Here is a 17,982-nt window from a genome sequence, read left to right as displayed (position 1 = left end):
CGCCCCTGATTGGCCGTACCGGTTTTCAGGCCGTGAGGCTGCCGGTCCTGCGCCGACGAATGGCGCGAATCACAGCCTTGCCGAGGTTGTTGCCCGGCGTCTCGACGAACGTGTAGGTGAGCCACGACAGCGCGGTGATGACTGCCACGCCGGCCGTCACCGACAGAGCGTAGGCGAGCGTCACGTAGGCGATGCGCGCATAGATCGCCGCGAACAGCTTGGACATCAGGAACAGCGTCGTCGCATGGCTCAGGTAGACGGAGTAGCTGATCTTTCCGTAGAAACGCGTCAGCGGGTTGACCAGCGCGGCCGGCGCCTTGATCGCCAAGCCGACCAACAGCATGCCGTAAATGACGGTTTCGATCGTCAGCCCTTCGAGTTCGCCGATTTGGACGAAACCGTATGCGAGGGCAAGCAGCAGCGCGACGGCGGCGGCGACCAACAATTCACCGATTCCATATCGCCGCGCGCGTTCGATATCGAGCAAGCCATACGCGCGATAGACGACGATGCCGAATGCGAATGTCGGCAAGTGGCGCAGCAGGCTGAAATTGTAGTACGTGGCGGCAACGGCCGGGTCGGATATCAGATGCGGCACGAGCGCATGCCAAAAGGAGCGCACGAGCAGCGCGGCGAAGAAGAACGCCAACGCTCGGCCGATGTTGCTCGCATAGCGGAACACCGCCGGGAAGAATACGTAGAAGAGCATTTCGACGCCGAGCGTCCAGCTTGCCCAGACGAAGCCTTGCTCGTGGCCGGGGCTCAGGTTGAATACGAAGAACAGGCTGCGCAGGATCTCCGCCGGCGAATGGACAGCGTCGAACACGGCTTTGTCGCGGATGCAGTACAAGGCCATCCAGACATAAAAAAGCGGAGCAATGCGAAAGAAACGGCGCAGATAGTAGTTCAGAAGCGGTGTCGATTCGTCCTGCTTGCGCATGTCCATCGACAGGCAGAGCGTAAACGCGCTGACGACGAAGAAAAGCGTGACGCCGGAGCCGCCGAGCCCTGTAAATGGCGCGAGCCATTGAGGCGCCGCCGCCGGCGGCGTCGTGATGGGCGTGAAGTGGTACAGCAGAACATACAACGCGGCAAGGCCGCGCAACGAGTCGATAAAGCCGAGCTTCGGGGGGGTCATCGTCCAATCCGACATAGGTGCATCGGGTATCATAGCATCGCGATTCGGCGGTGCCGGCGCGGCGGGCGCGAGGGGCCGCAGTGGTAGAATGCGGCGCGGTCTCGCGGTGCGGGGGCGGACGGCGACAGTGCGGGCGGTGGTTGCGCCGCCAGCTCGCCGCGGTGCCGCCGCAGCAAAGGTGGCATGCACGGCCACATGGTTTCGACCTCCGAAGCATATCGACCGATACGCAAGCAGCGCGGGATAGGCCAATCGCTTTGGCAAGCGCACGGTAATCGCCGCGAGCCCCAATGCAATGGAGCGCCGCTGCGGGTGTGCGCAATTGGCCAATGATCCCCGCCCTTATTGAAGGTATTGAAGGTTCCGTCAGCACGTGGCATCCCATTTTGTCGAATCTCCGTCTCGCCGTTCTCCACCGTCCAGCGACGAAGGATTATCGATTTCGGTCGTGACGTATTACCCTGACCGCGCGCAGATCGTGCAAACCCTGACCAGCCTGATCTCGGCGTGCGAGCGCTTGCAAGCAGCCCGCCCCGGCATTGCGCTCGACATCTATCTCATCGACAACGGCGGCTTGCCCGATCTGTCCGAGTGTCTCGAAGCGCTCGCCCGTGCGGGCATCGGCTGCTCGCTGATCGCCGGGCACGGCAACGTCGGATACGCACGCGGCCATAACCTCGGCATCGAGCGCGCGCGAAGCCGCTATCATCTGGTTTTGAATCCCGATATCGATCTCGAGCCCGATGCGCTCGTGCAGGCGCTCGATTTTCTCGACGCGTATCCCGAAGCCGGACTGTTGACGCCTCGCATCTATGACGGCGAGCGCCATCTCCAGTATTTGTGCCGCCGCTATCCGGCGCTGCTGGACCTGTTCGTGCGGGGGTTTCTGCCGGCGTCGCTGCGCCGGCCGTTCGCGCGCCGGTTGTCCCGATACGAGATGCGCGAGCGCATTGGCGAAACGCAGATCGTATGGGATCCGCCGATCGTCAGCGGCTGTTTCATGTTGTTTCGCACCGAGCTGCTCAAGCGGCTGCGAGGCTTTGATGCGCGCTACTTCCTGTACTTCGAGGACTACGATCTGAGTTTGCGCGCCGCAGAACTCTCGCGTATCGCCTATGTGCCCGCAGTATGCATTCTCCATCACGGTGGAGGGGCGGCGCGCAAGGGATTCGCGCACATTCGCATGTTCGTTGCGTCGGCATTCAAGTTCTATAACCGATTCGGCTGGAAATGGCTATGAGCCGGGTCGTCGTGACCGGGGCGAACGGATTCGTCGGCCGCGCCCTGTGCCGTGCGTTGCTGACCGACGGACATATCGTGACGGGGCTCGTCCGGCGGGCGGGCGAATGCGTCGAAGGCGTGCGGGAGTGGGTGCACGACGGCCGCGATTTCGCCGGGCTCGCCGATGCGCAATGGCCGGATTTCGATTGCGTCGTCCATCTGGCTGCGCGGGTGCACGTGATGGACGACACGGCGGCCGATCCCGAAGCAGCTTTCCGCGCGACGAACGTCGAAGGCTCGTTGCGCGTGGCCGAAGCCGCGCGGCGCCACGGCGCGCGTCGCTTCGTGTTCGTGAGCAGCATCAAGGCGGTTGCCGAAACCGATGGCGGCCGGCCGTTGCGTGAGGACGATCCGGCATTGCCGGATGATCCATATGGCCGATCGAAGCGCGATGCGGAGGCGGCGCTGCGGCAGTTCGGGCAAGCTTGCGGCCTCGATGTCGTGATCGTGCGCCCGCCGCTCGTCTACGGCCCCGGCGTGCGCGCAAACTTCCTGCGGATGATGGATGCCGTGGCTCGGGGCATGCCCCTGCCGCTCGGTGCGATCGCCGCGCGGCGCAGCATAGTCTACGTCGACAACCTCGCCGATGCGCTCGCCCGATGTGCGATCGATCCGCACGCGGCACGAGGCTGTTTTCATGTCGCGGACGACGATGCGCCGTCGGTTGCCGCGTTGTTGCGTATGACGGGCGAGGCGATCGGCCGTCCGGCGAGACTGCTCCCGGTGCCCGCCGGCGTGTTGCGCGTGGCCGGCAGGCTGACGGGGCGTACCGCGCAGATCGATCGTCTGACGGGAAGTTTGCAGCTCGATACCGGCCGGATCAAGCGGGTGCTCGACTGGCGGCCGCCGTTCACGACCCGGCAGGGACTGGCGGCGACGGCGGCTTGGTACCGGGCGCGCAATATCGAGAGTTAGGGGGCATGCATTTCACCATGGCAACATCGCTGGAAACCATGGCGGTGGCAGGCATTGCCGCCATTTCGTCGACGCTCGTCTTGCGCACGCTGCTTGCCACTGGGTTGGCGTGGCGGCTTGCGACCGACATACCCAACCACCGCTCGCTGCATTCGCGGCCGACGCCCCGAGTCGGCGGATGGGGCATCGTCCCGGTGTGCGTAGCGGCAATCCTGTTGCTTGCACCGCGGCTGTGGCTGATCGCGGTCGCGGCAGCGGCGCTCGCCGTGTTATCACAGTTCGACGACAGGCGCGGCTTATCCGCCCGCGTGCGCTTTGCCGCGCACCTGGCTGCCGTCGCCGCGCTGCTGTTCGCGTATCCGGCCGCCGCGCCATGGTGGCTGCTCGGAGGCATCGGCTTCGTGATGGTCTGGCTGATCAATCTGTATAACTTCATGGACGGAGCGGATGGCCTGGCGGGCGGCATGGCGCTGTTCGGTTTCGGTGCTTACGCGGTGGCGGCGCAGACCGGGCCCTCCGGCTCCGCGGATCTGGCTGTGGCCGGTGCGGCGGTTGCCGGTGCGGCATTCGGCTTTCTCCTGCTGAACTTTCATCCAGCGAAGCTGTTTCTTGGCGATGCCGGTTCGATTCCGCTCGGTTTTCTAGCCGGAGCGCTGGGTTTTTGGGGATGGCGGACGGCGGTTTGGCCGATATGGTTTCCCGCGATGGTATTTGCGCCTTTCATCGCCGATGCATCTGTAACACTCCTGAGACGTTTGTTACGAGGCGAACGGTTTTGGCAGGCGCACCGCGAGCATTATTATCAGAGGATGGTGCGTTCCGGGATCGGTCATGGGCGCACCGCCGTATATTGGTACCTCGTCATGCTCACAGGCATAATACTTGCCTTGTGGGCGCTGAATTGCGATGCGCTGCTTCAATGGCTTCTATTTATCGCGTGGTACGGCATTCTCGCGTGTATCGGCGTTGCGATCGATAGACGCTGGCGCGAGGCTCGAGCCGACGCTGAAAACAACTCATGAGGTTTCCTGCCGATGTTGCGACGCAAAGCATCATGGCTTTCGCTCAGTGCTTTTCTGTTCGACTTGGTGGCCGTCGTCGCCACTTGGTTGTTTGCCTATCTGGTCCGATTCAACGGTAGCGTCCCGCCGGAGTTTCTGCACGGCGCGCTGACCGCGCTGTCGTGGGTGCTGCCCGTCTACGCGTTGATGTTCCACGTGTTCGGGCTGTATCGGGGCCTGTGGGTGTTCGCCAGTCTGCCCGATCTGATGCGGATTTCGAAGGCGCTCGCGGGCGGCGGCATCATCGTGATGATCGGCGCCGTGATGTTCCAGCCCACGCCGATCATTCCGCGTTCGGTTCTGCTGCTTTCGCCGTTGCTGCTGTTTCTGATCATGGGCGGCGCGCGCGCGCTCTACCGTGCCACCAAGGAGTTCTACCTGTACGGCGGCCTCGTCGGACAAGGCAAGCCGGTGCTCGTGCTCGGCGCCGGCACGGCCGGCGCGAACCTGGCGCGCGAGCTGTCGCGCTCCGGCGAGTGGCGTCTTGTCGGCCTGCTCGACGACGATGCGACAAAGCAGGGCCGTGAAGTCTACGGCTACAAGGTGCTCGGCCCGATCGGCGATCTCGCGCACTGGACCGAGACGACCAAGGTCGAATACGCGATCATCGCGATGCCGTCCGCGTCGGTCGAAGTGCAGCGCCGCGTCGCGACACTGTGCGTGCGCGCAGGCGTGAAGGCGCTGGTGCTGCCGTCGCTGAAGGCGCTGATGCCGGGCCAGGGCATTCTGTCTCAAATTCGCCAGATCGACCTCGAAGACCTGCTCGGCCGCGATGCCGTGACGATCGACACGCCGCACGTCGAAGCGTTGCTGCGCGGCCGCGTCGTGATGGTCACGGGCGCCGGCGGCTCGATCGGCTCGGAACTTTGCCGCCAGATCCTGAAGTTCCAGCCTGCGCAACTGATCGCGTTCGATCTGTCCGAATACGCGATGTACCGGCTCACGGAAGAGCTGCGTGAGCGCTTTCCCGATCAGCCCGTCGTGCCGATCATCGGCGATGCGAAGGATTCGCTGCTGCTCGATCAGGTAATGTCGCGTTATGCGCCGCATATCGTGTTCCACGCGGCCGCGTACAAGCACGTGCCGCTGATGGAGGAACTCAACGCGTGGCAGGCGCTGCGCAACAACGTGCTCGGCACCTATCGGGTCGCGCGCGCGGCGATTCGTCAGGACGTCAGGCATTTCGTGCTGATTTCGACCGACAAGGCCGTCAATCCGACGAACGTGATGGGCGCGAGCAAGCGCCTGGCCGAGATGGCGTGTCAGGCATTGCAGCAGACGAGCACGCGCACGCAATTCGAGACGGTGCGCTTTGGCAACGTGCTCGGCAGTGCGGGCAGCGTGATCCCGAAATTCCAGCAGCAGATCGCGAAGGGCGGCCCGGTGACGGTCACGCATCCGGAGATCACGCGCTTTTTCATGACGATTCCGGAAGCGTCGCAATTGGTGCTGCAGGCGTCGAGCATGGGGCAGGGCGGCGAGATCTTCATCCTCGACATGGGCGAGCCGGTGAAGATCGTCGATCTTGCGCGCGATCTGATTCGCCTGTATGGCTTCACCGAGGACCAGATCCGCATCGAGTTCAGCGGCCTGCGTCCGGGCGAGAAGCTCTACGAGGAGCTGCTCGCCGACGACGAAACGACTACCCGCACGCCGCATCCGAAGCTGCGCACCGCGAAGGCGCGTGAAGTGCCAGACCATCTGCTTGACGAATTGCTGCCGTGGCTGATGCAGCACCGGGTGCTGAGCGATGACGAGGTGCGGCGCGACCTGCGGCGCTGGGTGCCGGAATATCAGCCGGCGGTGGGCCCGACGCTGCAGAGCGTGCCGCCCGCCTCGGGCCGCGCCGGCAGCCGTGGCCGGGACGCGTGAGCGGGCCGTTGCCGTTCAAGCTGCGACGGGCAGGATCGGCGCAGGCGGCAACGGGCCACGGGGCGCGGCCGGTGTTGCGGCAAAGCAATCGCTGAGTTGGTTGGCCCGGTTATTCGCGGGCGAGTGAATCATCGACATAAAAAAGCACGGGCAGGATTTCCTGCCCGTGCTTTTTTTGTCACTGCTTCGGCAGATGCTGCTTGCGCACGACCATCCAGCGCGGCGACTTGAAGCGCACGATGCTCATGTACAGCCATACGTAGGTCACGGCGAACACGATCACGAATGCGAACAGATGGATCGTGTGCTGCCAGAAGAGCGTCGCGGGAATGACCGCGATCAGGCACAGCAGCCACAGGTACGGCGACGTCAGCGAGTTCCGGCGCGTGAGTTCGTGCGCGGCGCGCGTGCCGACCGCCCAGCGCATCAGCCGCTTGTAGATCAGCATGTGCAGATGCACGCCGTCCGGGATGCCGGGCGACATGCCGCGCACGAATTTCTTCCGGTAGATCGAGAAGCAGGTCTCGAAGATCGGATACATGAAGAGCAGCACCGGATACCACGCGGACACTTCACGGTGCCGCATCACGAGCGAGATCGAAAGCTCGGCGAGCATGAAGCCGATGAAGTATGCGCCGCCGTCGCCGAGGAAGATCAGGCCGGCCGGGAAATTCCAGATGAAAAAGCCCATGATCGCGCCCATCATCACGAACGACGCGGACATCACGACCGGATCGCCGACCTGGAACGCGACGTATGCGAGCGATGCGAACATCATGAACGTGACCATCGACGCGAGGCCGTTGAAGCCGTCGATGATGTTGACCGCGTTGGCGAGCGCGGCGACCGCGAGCACCGTGATCGCGGCCGAGATTGCGGCGTAGCCTAGCAGGAAATCCAGCGGCGGCACGCTGATGCGCGTGATCGCGACGTCCATCAGCACGAACGCGAGCGCCGCGGCCGCCATCGTGCACACGAGGCGCGCGGCGGGCGTGACCTTTTTCGTCAGGTCCTCGATCAGTCCCGAAGCGAAAGCGGGCAATCCGCACGCGGCGAGCCCGAGGATGCTGCTGGCGATTGCCGGATACTTGCGCGACAACAGCGCGGTGCCAACCGTCAACCCGAGCAGAATGCCGATGCCGCCGACGCGCGGCACCGGTCGCGCGTGGAATTTCTGCACGCCGGCGAGATCGTTGTCGATCGAGAATTTCTCGTGCAGATGCGCATAGCGGACGATGAGCAGCGTGACGAGAAGCGAGACGATGAAACCGGCGGCGAAACTGAGCATGAGCGTGCCCGCGAATTGGACAGCGGATTATACAAAACCCTTGGGGTTATTTTCCTGCCATCGCCAGTGGTCGGCGCACATGCGCGCGAGATCGTACTCGGCTTGCCAGCCGATGATCTGCTTGGCGGCGGCCGGGTTCGCGTAGCACTCGGCTACGTCGCCCGGGCGGCGCGCAACGAGTTCATACGGCACCGGTTTGCCCGAGGCCGCCTCGAACGCGCGCACCACTTCGAGCACGCTGTAGCCGCGGCCCGTGCCGAGATTGACGGTCAGACTCGCATCGCGCTTGTCGAGCGCGTCGAGCGCGGCGATGTGGCCGCGTGCGAGATCGACGACGTGGATATAGTCGCGCACGCCGGTGCCGTCGGGCGTCGGGTAGTCGCTGCCGAACACGCGCAGCTTCTCGAGCTTGCCGACCGCGACCTGCGCGACATAAGGCATCAGATTGTTCGGAATGCCGGCCGGGTCCTCGCCGATGAGGCCGCTCGCATGCGCGCCGACCGGATTGAAATAGCGCAGCGTCGCGACGCGCCATTGCGGATCGGCGATTTCGACGTCGCGCAGGATCTGCTCGGCCATCAGCTTGGTCTGGCCGTATGGGTTGGTCGCCGACAGCGGGAACGATTCGTCGATCGGCGAGCGCTCGGGCACGCCGTAGACGGTGGCCGACGAGCTGAACACGATGCGCTTTGCATTGCGCTCGCGCATCACGCGCAGCAGCGCGAGCAGGCTGTCGAGGTTGTTCCGGTAGTACTCGACGGGCTTCGCGACCGATTCGCCGACCGCCTTCAGCGCGGCAAAATGAATCGCCGCCGTGATCGGGTGCGCATCGAACACGCGCTCGAGCGCCGTTTCGTCGCGCACGTCGATTTCATGGAACGCGGGGGTCTTGCCGGTGATCTGCGCGATCCTTGCGATCGCTTCGCGCTTGCTGTTGACGAGGTTGTCGGCGATCACGACGTCGTAGCCGTAATCGAGCAGTTCGACGGCGGTATGGGATCCGATGTAGCCCGCACCGCCCGTGACGAGGATCGTGCCCTTCGTGCTCATGCTGGTTGCTCCGTCAAAGTGTGACGCCCGTCAGGGCGGAAATGGTTCGATGATAACGCTCGACGACTTTCGCCTCGTCGAACTCATGAGCGACCTTTTGCCGGCCGCGCTCGCCCATCGCGCGGCGCTCGGCCGCGCTCATATCGAGCATGCGCGCGAGCGCGGCGGCAAGGCTCGCGCTGTCGCGCGCCGCGCACAACAAGCCCGTGACGCCGTCGTCGACGACATCGCGGCAGCCCGGCACGTCGGTTGCGACGATCGGCCGACCCATCGCCGACGCTTCCATCAGCGTGCGCGGCACGCCTTCGCGGTATGACGGCAGCACCACGCAGTCGGCGCGCGCGATGTACGGGCGCACGTCGTGCGTCTCGCCGAGATAGTCGATCATGCCGTCGCGTGTCCATGCATCGACGTCGGCCTGCGAGATCGCGCTCGGATTGTCCACGCCGACGGGGCCGAGCAGCGCGAAGCGCGCATGCGCATAGCGCGTGCGCAGCGCGCGCGCCGCATCGACGTATTCGCGCACGCCCTTGTCCCACAGCAGGCGTCCGATCAGTACGAACGTGAATGTGTCGCGCGCGGGCAGCGGCGTGAGCGCGAACTGATCGAGATCGACGCCTTCGCCGTGCAGCAGCCGCGCGCGCTCGGGATGCGCGAGCAGGCGCTCGCGCTCGAACGTGTCGAGATCGTCGCGGTTCAGGAACCAGACCTCGCGCGGGAAACGGAACGCGAAGCGGTAAAGGCGCTTGGCGATTTGCGCGGCGCGGCTGGGCTGAATGAACACGTAACCGAGGCCCGTCGTCACCGCGACCGACGGCACGCGTGCGAGCCGCGCCGCGATCGAGCCGTAGATGTTGGGCTTGATCGTGTAATGGAACACGAGATCGGGACGGATGTCGCGATATGCGCGGTACAGCGCGCCGAGCGTGCGCAGATCCTCGCGCGGGCTCGTGCCTTTCGATGCAATGGGCAGCTCGACGTAGCGGCAGCCCATCTGCACCAGCAGCTCGACGGTGCGATCGCGCGGCGCGAGCACCGTGACTTGCACGCCGCGCGCGATGAGCATCCGGATCAGGCCGTGCCGGTAGGTGTAGATCGCCCATGCGGTATTGCAGACGAGGACGATGCGCAATGCGGCGGGGGCGTTCATGAGCGTGGCGTGGCGTCGGAACGGCGCACGCGCGCCGATACCGCGCGCGCGGGCAGCGGGCGAGGCGCGCGGCCCGGGCTGCCTGAGGGCGGGCGCGTTGAGCTGCCGCAGGGCAGCGGCCGAAGGCTGTTTGTGTTGGGCAAAGGCGAGGCGAGTGTCATGTCGGGCAAAAATACGTGGCGGCGTGTCACGCTGGCGCACGCCGCGTGAACAACCTGCGCTTGATACGCTGCAACAGCGTATACGGCGTCACGAAATGCAGCAGGTTCTTCGCGAGGCCGAGCCAGTCGCACGGGTTGAGCGCGTCGAAGTGGCGCACGACGAGGGCGAGCGTCGACACAATCTGCCGGCGTCGCTTGGTCGCGCTGATGCCGCTCTCGTTCAATTCGTAATACAAACCGAGTTCGGGTAAATTCGCGCAATCGTAGCGTCCCATCAGCCGCAAGAAAATATCGAGATCCTCCGCGGCGCGATATTTAACGCGATAGTTGCCTACCGCACGCACCGCGTCGATATCGAGCATCACCGAAGGGTGCACGAGCGGCGAGCGCAAAAAGCGCGTGCGACGCAGCGCGGCGGGCTCGGCGGGCGGGGTCAGCATGAAAAGCGCGCGGCCGTCGCGTGAGACCACCTGCGTCCACATGCCGACGCAGGCCACGCGCGGATGCGCGGCGAGATACGCGCGCTGCTTCGCGAGCCGGTGCGGCACGGCGAGATCGCCTGCGTCGATGCGTGCCGCATAACGGAAACCGCGCGCGGCGAGCGCGTCGATGCCGGCTGCGAGCGCGCGCTCGATGCCGCCGTTTTGCGGCATCCGCAGCACGTCGATCGACAGGCCCGGCAGATGCGGCGCGACGATCGGCGGCGTGCTGCCGTCGTCGACGACGAGCACGCGCACGCTCGCGTCCTCGCGAAACGACGCGAGCGTGCGTATGAGATCGTCCTGCGCGTTGTACGCAGGAATTAGCACCGCGACGTCGTCGAGCGAGCGGGCGGCGCCATGCGTATCGGGCGTATCGGGCAACTCGGGTGCGGGCGTCATGGGCGCAGCTTCAGGCGGATATAGTAGAAATTGACGGCCGCCGCGGCGAGATAGCCGGCCGCGAGGCCGGCGAGCGCGCCGTGCAGCCCGGCGGACGGAATCGCGATCAGATTGACGAGCGCCGCGAGCGCAAGGGCGATCACCCATTTCGCGAGCAACACGAATTTCGCCTGATATTTGAGCACGACGAGATTGCCGATCGCCTCGATGCCCGCCGGCACCGACAGCCACACCGCCCAGCGGAAGATTTCGACCGCGCTGTCAAAGCCGGGCCCGAACACCTTGCGGATGATGAAACCCGCGAGCAGGTCGAGCACGAGCGCGCCCGAGATCATCAGCGCGGCGGTCATGCCGATGAGCCGCCAGATGTTGCGGGCGAGCTGCGCGGCGTCGTGCACGCGATAGACGAACGCGGGCGCGATCGTCTGCGCGAGCATCAGCGCGAGCGTGATCCAGTTCTCGTTCAACTGCTGCGCGGCCGCATAGCGGCCGAGTTCGGCGAACGTCACGTAGCGCTCGAGCATGAGCCGGTCGAGCTTCAGGAACAGGTACATGCAGACGAGGCCGAGCCAGAACACGGTGCCCGTCGTCGCGAACTCGCGCATGAGCGGCCGCTCGATGCGCCAGCCGAGCGCGCCGCCATGCTTGGCGCGGTAGTACGCGATCAGCGCGCCCGCGATCAGCGCGGCTTCGAGCGCCCACAGCCAGCCGAAGCGCGCGGGCGCGACGCTCGCGCGCACCAGCAGCCAGACGAGCGCCATTTTCAGGAGCGCGGCCGCGATGCTCGCGACGAGCTGCGGCTTGCTGTAGGTCATGCTCTGAAGCCACGCGTTGACGACGCCGACGAACGGCTCGCGCAGCGCGAGCGTGAGCGCGAGCCCGGCGAGCATCGCGCCGACGAGCGGATCGAGCGCGCCCGCGGCGATCGCCACCCACGTGAGCGCGAGCGCCGCGACCGACACCGCGAAGCGCAGCGCGAACGCGCTGCCGAGCACGGCGCCCAACTCCGCGCCGCCGCGCTGGACGATCGTGGGCACCAGGATTTCGGCGCCGCATACCCACGTGAGCGGGGCGAGCACGAGCAGCAGCGTGTTCGCGTACTGCCATTTGCCGAATGCGTCCGGGCCGAAATAGCGCGCGAGCAGCCCGCTCACGACGATCGCGACGCCGATTTGCGTGACGCGCTCGATGCCGAGCCAAACCAGGTTGGCGACAGCTCGCCCGACGTCGGGATTGGCGATCCGCTTCACCATAAAAGAATTGAAAAGGAAACTGTATCCAAGATCACCGAACGCGCTGTATTAATGAACGGTTTTGCTGCAATGAAGCAACTAGGCATTAGAATGAGATGATCCGTTAGTGTGATCGGCGTATCGGAAACCTGCGATTATAAATTGTCCGGGGTTCACGGCAGCCGGCGCCAGATGTTCCGTCCGGGGCGGCAAATTTTTCCAATGCAAGACTGAGAGTGAATCGATGATTTCCCAATCCATTTTCAAGGCATACGATATTCGGGGCGTGATCGGTAAGACGCTCGATGCCGACGTCGCTCGCGCGATCGGCCGTGCGTTCGGCAGCGAAGTGCGCGCAGCCGGCGGCGACGCCGTGGTGATCGCGCGCGACGGCCGCCTGTCCGGGCCGCAACTGTCGGCCGCGCTTGCCGACGGGCTGCGCGCCGCGGGCGTCGACGTGGTCGACGTTGGTATGGTGCCGACGCCTGTCGGCTACTTTGCGGCAAGCGTGCCGCTCGCGCTCGCGGCGGGCGAGCGCCGGGTCGATTCGTGCATCGTCGTCACCGGCAGCCACAATCCGCCCGACTATAACGGCTTCAAGATGGTGTTGCGCGGCGCGGCGATCTACGGCGAGCAGATCCAGGCGCTCTACAAGCGGATCGTCGACGCGCGCTTCGAAAGCGGCAGCGGCGCTTACGAGCAATACGACGTCGCCGATCAGTATGTCGAGCGGATCACGAGCGACATCAAGCTCGCGCGGCCGCTGAAGCTCGTGGTCGACGCGGGCAACGGCGTGGCCGGCCCGCTCGCGACACGCCTGTTCAAGGCGCTCGGCTGCGAGCTGGTCGAGCTTTATACGGATATCGACGGCAATTTCCCGAACCACCATCCGGACCCGGCGCACCCGGAGAACCTCGAGGACGTGATCGGCAAGCTCAAGCAAACCGATGCGCAGATCGGCTTCGCGTTCGACGGCGACGGCGATCGCCTGGGCGTCGTCACCAAGGACGGTCAGATCATCTATCCGGACCGTCAGCTGATGCTGTTCGCGCAGGAAGTGCTGTCGCGCAATCCGGGCGCGCAAATCATCTACGACGTCAAATGCACGCGCAATCTCGCGCACTGGGTGCGCGAGAAGGGCGGCGAGCCGCTGATGTGGAAGACGGGCCACTCGCTCGTGAAGGCCAAGCTGCGCGAGACCGGTGCGCCGCTGGCAGGCGAGATGAGCGGCCACGTGTTCTTCAAGGACCGCTGGTACGGCTTCGACGACGGCCTCTACACCGGCGCGCGGCTGCTCGAGATTCTCGCGCGCGTCGCGGACCCGAGCGCGCTGCTCAACGGCCTGCCGAACGCGGTGTCGACGCCCGAGCTGAACCTGAAGCTCGAAGAAGGCGAGAACGTGAAGCTGATCGACGCGCTGCGCGCGAACGCGAAGTTCGACGGCGCGGACGAAATCGTGACGATTGACGGGCTGCGCGTCGAGTATCCGGACGGCTTCGGCCTTGCGCGCTCGTCGAACACGACGCCCGTTATCGTGCTGCGCTTCGAGGCGACCACCGCCGAAGGGCTCGCGCGCATTCAGGGCGATTTCCGCCGTGCGCTGAAGGCGGCCAAGCCGGACGCGGACCTGCCGTTCTGAGCGACAGCGCGGCGCGCAACCGCGGTTGCGCGCCGCGCTTGCGTTTTCGCAAGCTTTGCCGACAAAAGCGGCGACGCCAGCGGGCGTTCGCCGCTTTTTGTCTATGTCGGCCGCCGGGCGCGATAAAATCCGTCCTTTCGGCCTCGAGCCGGCCTTCGCCGGCTTTGTTTTCAGCGTGCAAAAAATTCTGATCGTGCGCGTGTCGTCGTTGGGCGACGTCGTGCATAACATGCCGGTGATCGCCGACATCCGCCGGCATCATCCCGATGCGCGGATCGATTGGCTCGTCGAGGAAGGATTCGCCGATCTCGTCGGGCTCGTCGACGGCGTGCGCAACGTGCTGCCATTCTCGCTGCGGCGCTGGCGCAAGCGGCTCGGCTGCGTCGCGACATGGCGTGAGATCGGCGCATTCAGGCGCCGGCTTGCCGAGGAGCGCTACGACCTCGTGATCGACTGCCAGGGGCTCATCAAGACCGCGTGGGTCGCGAGCTGGGCGCGTGGTTCGCTCGTCGGCCTTGGCAACCGCACCGACGGCGCCGGCTACGAGTGGCCGGTGCGGTTCTTCTATCGCCGGCGTGTGCCGATCGCGCCGCGCACGCACGTCGTCGAACGCTCGCGGCAGCTCGTCGCGGCGGCGCTGGGCGATCCGGCGCCCGCGCCCGGCGATCCGGTCGATTTCGGACTGAACACGGCGGCCGCGTCGCGCGCGCTCGCCACGCTCGATCTGAACCTGCCCGTGCCGTATGTGGTGTTCGTGCACGCGACGTCGCGCACCGACAAGCAATGGCCCGACGACGCATGGCTGGCGCTGGGCGAGGCGCTCGTGCGGCGCGGCATGTCGCTCGTGCTGCCGTGGGGCAGCGACGCCGAGCGCGCGACGAGCGAGCGGCTCGCCAAGACGTTCGGCGCGGCGGCCGTCGTGCCGCCGAAGCTGTCGCTGCCCGCCGTGGTCGGCCTGATCGACGGCGCGGCCGCGACGGTCGGCGTCGATACGGGCCTCGTCCACATCGCGGCGGCGCTCAAGCGCCCGACCGTCGAACTGTACAATTTCGCGACGGCTTGGCGCACGGGCGGCTACTGGTCGCCCAACGTCGTCAACCTCGGCACGGCGGGCGCGCCGCCGTCCCTTTCGCAGGTGAAGGACGCGCTCGCGTCGTTCGGCTTGCTGTAATTCTTGACACGATCTCATGAGCGAATCCCAGATCATCCATATCGACTCCGCCGACTGGAGCGGTCAGCGCTTGTCCGTGCCGCGAGAGCAATTGCTTGCCGCGCTCGAGGACGGCAAGGTGCTGTTCTTCCCGCATTTGCGCTTTCCGATCGACGGCGGCGAGGAAGCGCTGCTCGATCCGGCGCTTGCCGATCCGAAGCGCAAGAACATCAGCCTCGCGCCGATGGGCGGCGCGCTTGCCGGCGTGATCGGCGATGCGGTCACGCAATCGGCGGTGCGTGCGCTCGTCGCGCGGTTCGCGCAGCATGCATGCACGCTCGTCGACGGGCTGTTGCCCGAATACCGAGGCAAGCTGCGCGTCGCGCCGACGAGCCTGCGCCTGATGCAGGTCGAGACGCGGCAGACGTCGTGGCGCAAGGACGACAGCCGCTTGCATGTCGACGCGTTTCCGTCGCGGCCCAATTACGGCGAGCGCATCCTGCGCGTGTTCACCAACGTGAATCCGGCAGGCGTGCCGCGCGTGTGGCGCGTCGGCGAGCCGTTCGAGGACGTCGCAAAGCGCTTCTTGCCGCGCATCAGGCCGCAACTGCCGGGCTCGGCGTTCCTGCTCGCGCTGCTGCGCGTGACGAAGACCAAGCGCAGCGCGTATGACCATCTGATGCTGAACCTGCACGACTGCATGAAGGCCGATCTCGACTATCAGAGGACGAGCCCGCAGCAAACCATGCCGTTCCCGCCCGGCAGCGTATGGGTGTGCTTTTCCGATCAAACGTCGCACGCGGTGATGTCCGGCCAGTTCATGCTCGAGCAGACGTTCTTTCTGCCGGTGGGCTCGATGGTGCGTCCCGAACGCGCGCCGCTCGGCATTCTCGAACGCCTGACGGGCAGGACGCTCGTTTGAGCGCGCGCGACGTTTTGGCGGGAGCGCCCGGGCGATGTTGAGAGCGATCTATCGTGCGCTGTGGTGGCTGATCGCGCCGGTCGCGGTGTTGCGCCTGCTGTGGCGCTCGCGGCGCGAGCGCGGCTATCGCGAACATATCGGTGAGCGCTTCGGCTATGGGCCGGGGCGCGTGGGCGCGCGCGGCATCGACGAACGCACGCCGATCGTGTGGGTGCACGCGGTATCGGTCGGCGAGACGCGCGCCGCGCAACCGCTGATCGATGCGCTGCTGCGCGCGCGCCCGGATGTGCGCATCCTGCTCACGCATATGACGCCGGGCGGCCGCGCGACGGGCGAGCAGCTATTCGGCTCGCGCGTGCTGCGCTGTTATCTGCCTTATGACCTGCCGCATGCGGTGCGGCGTTTTCTGCACGCATGGCAGCCGTCGCTAGGCCTCGTGATGGAGACCGAGGTGTGGCCGACGCTGATCGACGAATGCCGCCGCGCCGACGTGCCGCTCGTGCTGACGAACGCGCGGATGTCGGCGCGCTCGTTCAAGCGCGCGGCGAAGTTCGGCGCGGCCGTGCGCGACGTGTTCGGCGGCTTCTCGCGCGTGCTCGCGCAGAGCCCGGCCGACGCCGAGCGGCTGAACGCGCTCGGCGCGCGCAACGTCGCAGTGCTCGGTAATTTGAAGTTCGATATAGCGCCGCCGCCCGAGCTTGCCGCACGCGGGCGCGCGTGGCGCGCGGCGATCGGCAACCGGCCGGTGTGGATTGCGGCGAGCACGCGCGATGGCGAGGAAGCGCTCGTGCTCGATGCGTTCGCCGCGATGAAGACATCCGGCGCGCTGCTGGTGCTCGTGCCGCGTCATCCCCAGCGTTTTGCCGAAGTCGCGGCGCTCGTCGAGCGTCGCGGGCTGCGCTGCGCGAGGCGCACCGAATGGGCGGCCGACGGCGCTGCCGCGGCGGCCGGCCGGCCGGCCGCCGCGACGCTGCCGGCGGATGTCGCGGTGCTGCTCGGCGATTCGATGGGCGAACTGGTTGCGTATTACGCAGCCGCGGACCTCGCGTTCATCGGCGGCAGCCTGCTGCCGCTCGGCGGGCAGAATCTGATCGAAGCATGCGCGGTGGGCGTGCCGGTGCTGATCGGGCCGCACGTGTTCAATTTCACGCAGGCGACGGCCGACGCGGTCGCGGCGGGCGCTTGCGTGCAGGTGCAGGATACGGCCGAGCTTGCGCGCACGGCCGATGCGCTGTTCGCCGATCATCCGCGCCGCATGGCGATGGGCGCGGCCGGCGCGGCATTCGCCGCGCGGCACCGCGGTGCGACCGCGCGCACGATCGACGTGCTGAGCGCGCTGCTGCCGCCGCCGCGCGTCGCAAGCGCGGCCGGCGGCGATGGCAACGATGTGGCCGGTATCGACGAAGAGGCGGGTGGGCTCGGCGCCTGAGTGCCGGATCGCGGCCGGCTATCGCGCGGATGCGCGGTGGCCGGCCGCCCGGCTCCAGCCCTTGCGGCCGTTGCAGCGGCAGCGGCGCACGCCAATGCGCGCGCCGCTGCCGGACATCAGACGCTCAGCAAGCCTTTCTTCTCGATGAACGCGATCACGTCGGCGACACCGTCGAGCGCCTTCAGATTGCACATCACATACGGGCGCTCGCCGCGCATTTTCTTCGTGTCGGTGGCCATCACGTCGAGATTTGCGCCGACGAGCGGCGCGAGGTCTGTTTTGTTGATCACGAGCAAATCCGACTTCGTGATACCGGGCCCGCCCTTGCGCGGAATCTTTTCGCCGCCCGCGACATCGATCACGTAGATCGTCAGATCGGATAACTCCGGGCTGAACGTCGCGGCGAGGTTGTCGCCGCCGGATTCGATGAACACGATGTCCGCCTCCGGAAAACGCGCGAGCATGCGCTCGACGGCTTCGAGATTGATCGATGCGTCTTCGCGAATCGCCGTATGTGGGCAGCCCCCCGTCTCGACGCCCATGATCCGCTCTTCCGGCAGCGCGCCCGCGATGGTCAGCAGGCGTTGATCCTCTTTCGTATAGATATCGTTCGTGATCGCGACGAGATCATAGCGATCGCGCATGCCCTTGCAGAGCATTTCGAGCAGCGTCGTCTTGCCGGAGCCGACCGGGCCGCCGATGCCCACCCGCAACGGCGGAAGTTTTTTCGTGCGGCGGGGCGCCGTGGAGGCGGGAACGTTTAAGGCAGGTGTGTTCATGATGATTGGGATGCTTGGGCGATTCATGCGAACC

Annotated in this window: 15 protein-coding genes; 8 read left to right on the top strand and 7 right to left on the bottom strand. The window is 66.0% G+C overall.

The genetic code is table 11. The features are described 5' to 3' along the window. Positions 1–25: 25 nt before the first annotated feature. A complete protein-coding gene (locus tag WS68_RS13475; RefSeq protein ID WP_059571377.1) occupies positions 26–1,138 on the bottom strand; it encodes an acyltransferase family protein in 1,113 nt (370 codons plus the stop codon). A 448-nt stretch (positions 1,139–1,586) separates the two neighbouring features. Here WS68_RS13475 and WS68_RS13470 point away from each other — a divergent pair, with 448 nt between their 5' ends. From WS68_RS13470 to WS68_RS13455, 4 genes are read left to right on the top strand one after another with little or no spacing between them, the layout of a single operon-like run. Then, entirely contained in the window at positions 1,587–2,378 is a 792-nt protein-coding gene (locus tag WS68_RS13470) for a glycosyltransferase family 2 protein (RefSeq protein WP_082710024.1), read from the top strand. Beyond that, positions 2,375–3,334, top strand: coding sequence for a UDP-glucose 4-epimerase family protein (locus WS68_RS13465; protein ID WP_059571292.1), 960 nt, complete (start codon positions 2,375–2,377; stop codon positions 3,332–3,334). The genes WS68_RS13470 and WS68_RS13465 overlap by 4 nt, the downstream gene beginning before the upstream one ends. A gap of 5 nt (positions 3,335–3,339) precedes the next feature. Beyond that, positions 3,340–4,356, top strand: coding sequence for a glycosyl transferase (locus WS68_RS13460; protein ID WP_059571291.1), 1,017 nt, complete (start codon positions 3,340–3,342; stop codon positions 4,354–4,356). A 12-nt stretch (positions 4,357–4,368) separates the two neighbouring features. After that, a complete protein-coding gene (locus tag WS68_RS13455) occupies positions 4,369–6,267 on the top strand; it encodes a polysaccharide biosynthesis protein (RefSeq protein ID WP_059571290.1) in 1,899 nt (632 codons plus the stop codon). Positions 6,268–6,445: 178 nt separating this feature from the next. Here WS68_RS13455 and WS68_RS13450 read toward each other — a convergent pair whose 3' ends face one another. The 5 genes from WS68_RS13450 to WS68_RS13425 all read right to left on the bottom strand — a co-directional run bounded on the left by WS68_RS13450 (position 6,446) and on the right by WS68_RS13425 (position 12,050). Next, complete coding sequence (locus WS68_RS13450) at positions 6,446–7,555, bottom strand: MraY family glycosyltransferase (protein ID WP_059571289.1); 1,110 nt, start codon at positions 7,553–7,555, stop codon at positions 6,446–6,448. A gap of 27 nt (positions 7,556–7,582) precedes the next feature. Next, positions 7,583–8,605, bottom strand: coding sequence for a UDP-glucose 4-epimerase GalE (galE, locus tag WS68_RS13445; RefSeq protein ID WP_059571288.1), 1,023 nt, complete (start codon positions 8,603–8,605; stop codon positions 7,583–7,585). Positions 8,606–8,618: 13 nt separating this feature from the next. Next, entirely contained in the window at positions 8,619–9,755 is a 1,137-nt protein-coding gene (locus tag WS68_RS13440) for a glycosyltransferase family 4 protein (RefSeq protein WP_059571287.1), read from the bottom strand. A 187-nt stretch (positions 9,756–9,942) separates the two neighbouring features. Then, positions 9,943–10,797 carry a glycosyltransferase gene (locus tag WS68_RS13430; RefSeq protein WP_059571285.1) on the bottom strand — a complete coding sequence of 285 codons (855 nt, stop codon included), beginning with the start codon at positions 10,795–10,797 and terminating at the stop codon, positions 9,943–9,945. Beyond that, complete coding sequence (locus WS68_RS13425) at positions 10,794–12,050, bottom strand: oligosaccharide flippase family protein (protein WP_059571284.1); 1,257 nt, start codon at positions 12,048–12,050, stop codon at positions 10,794–10,796. The genes WS68_RS13430 and WS68_RS13425 overlap by 4 nt, the downstream gene beginning before the upstream one ends. 223 nt (positions 12,051–12,273) lie before the next feature. Between WS68_RS13425 and WS68_RS13420 the strand changes: the two genes are divergently transcribed. The 4 genes from WS68_RS13420 (at position 12,274) to waaA (ending at position 17,169) form a co-directional block, all read left to right on the top strand. Then, on the top strand, positions 12,274–13,668 hold the full coding sequence (locus WS68_RS13420) for a phosphomannomutase/phosphoglucomutase (protein WP_059571283.1): 1,395 nt from the start codon (positions 12,274–12,276) through the stop codon (positions 13,666–13,668). Positions 13,669–13,771: 103 nt separating this feature from the next. Then, positions 13,772–14,839 carry a lipopolysaccharide heptosyltransferase I gene (gene waaC / locus WS68_RS13415; RefSeq protein WP_059571282.1) on the top strand — a complete coding sequence of 356 codons (1,068 nt, stop codon included), beginning with the start codon at positions 13,772–13,774 and terminating at the stop codon, positions 14,837–14,839. 16 nt (positions 14,840–14,855) lie between these two features. After that, the gene (locus WS68_RS13410) at positions 14,856–15,740 is read left to right on the top strand and encodes a Kdo hydroxylase family protein (protein WP_059571281.1); all 885 of its coding nucleotides are present in this window, start codon (positions 14,856–14,858) and stop codon (positions 15,738–15,740) included. 34 nt (positions 15,741–15,774) lie between these two features. Then, on the top strand, positions 15,775–17,169 hold the full coding sequence (waaA, locus tag WS68_RS13405) for a lipid IV(A) 3-deoxy-D-manno-octulosonic acid transferase (protein ID WP_059571280.1): 1,395 nt from the start codon (positions 15,775–15,777) through the stop codon (positions 17,167–17,169). Positions 17,170–17,285: 116 nt separating this feature from the next. On the opposite strand, the gene ureG is transcribed toward waaA, so the two are convergent. Beyond that, positions 17,286–17,948: an urease accessory protein UreG gene (gene ureG, locus WS68_RS13400; RefSeq protein ID WP_059571279.1), complete on the bottom strand. Its 663-nt coding sequence runs from the start codon at positions 17,946–17,948 to the stop codon at positions 17,286–17,288. Positions 17,949–17,982 lie beyond the last annotated feature (34 nt).

Origin of the sequence: Burkholderia sp. TSV86, from assembly GCF_001522865.1 — a bacterium.
GTDB lineage: Bacteria > Pseudomonadota > Gammaproteobacteria > Burkholderiales > Burkholderiaceae > Burkholderia.
Note: the sequence above shows the minus strand (reverse complement) of the source record. Positions and strands in the feature narration are given on the sequence as shown.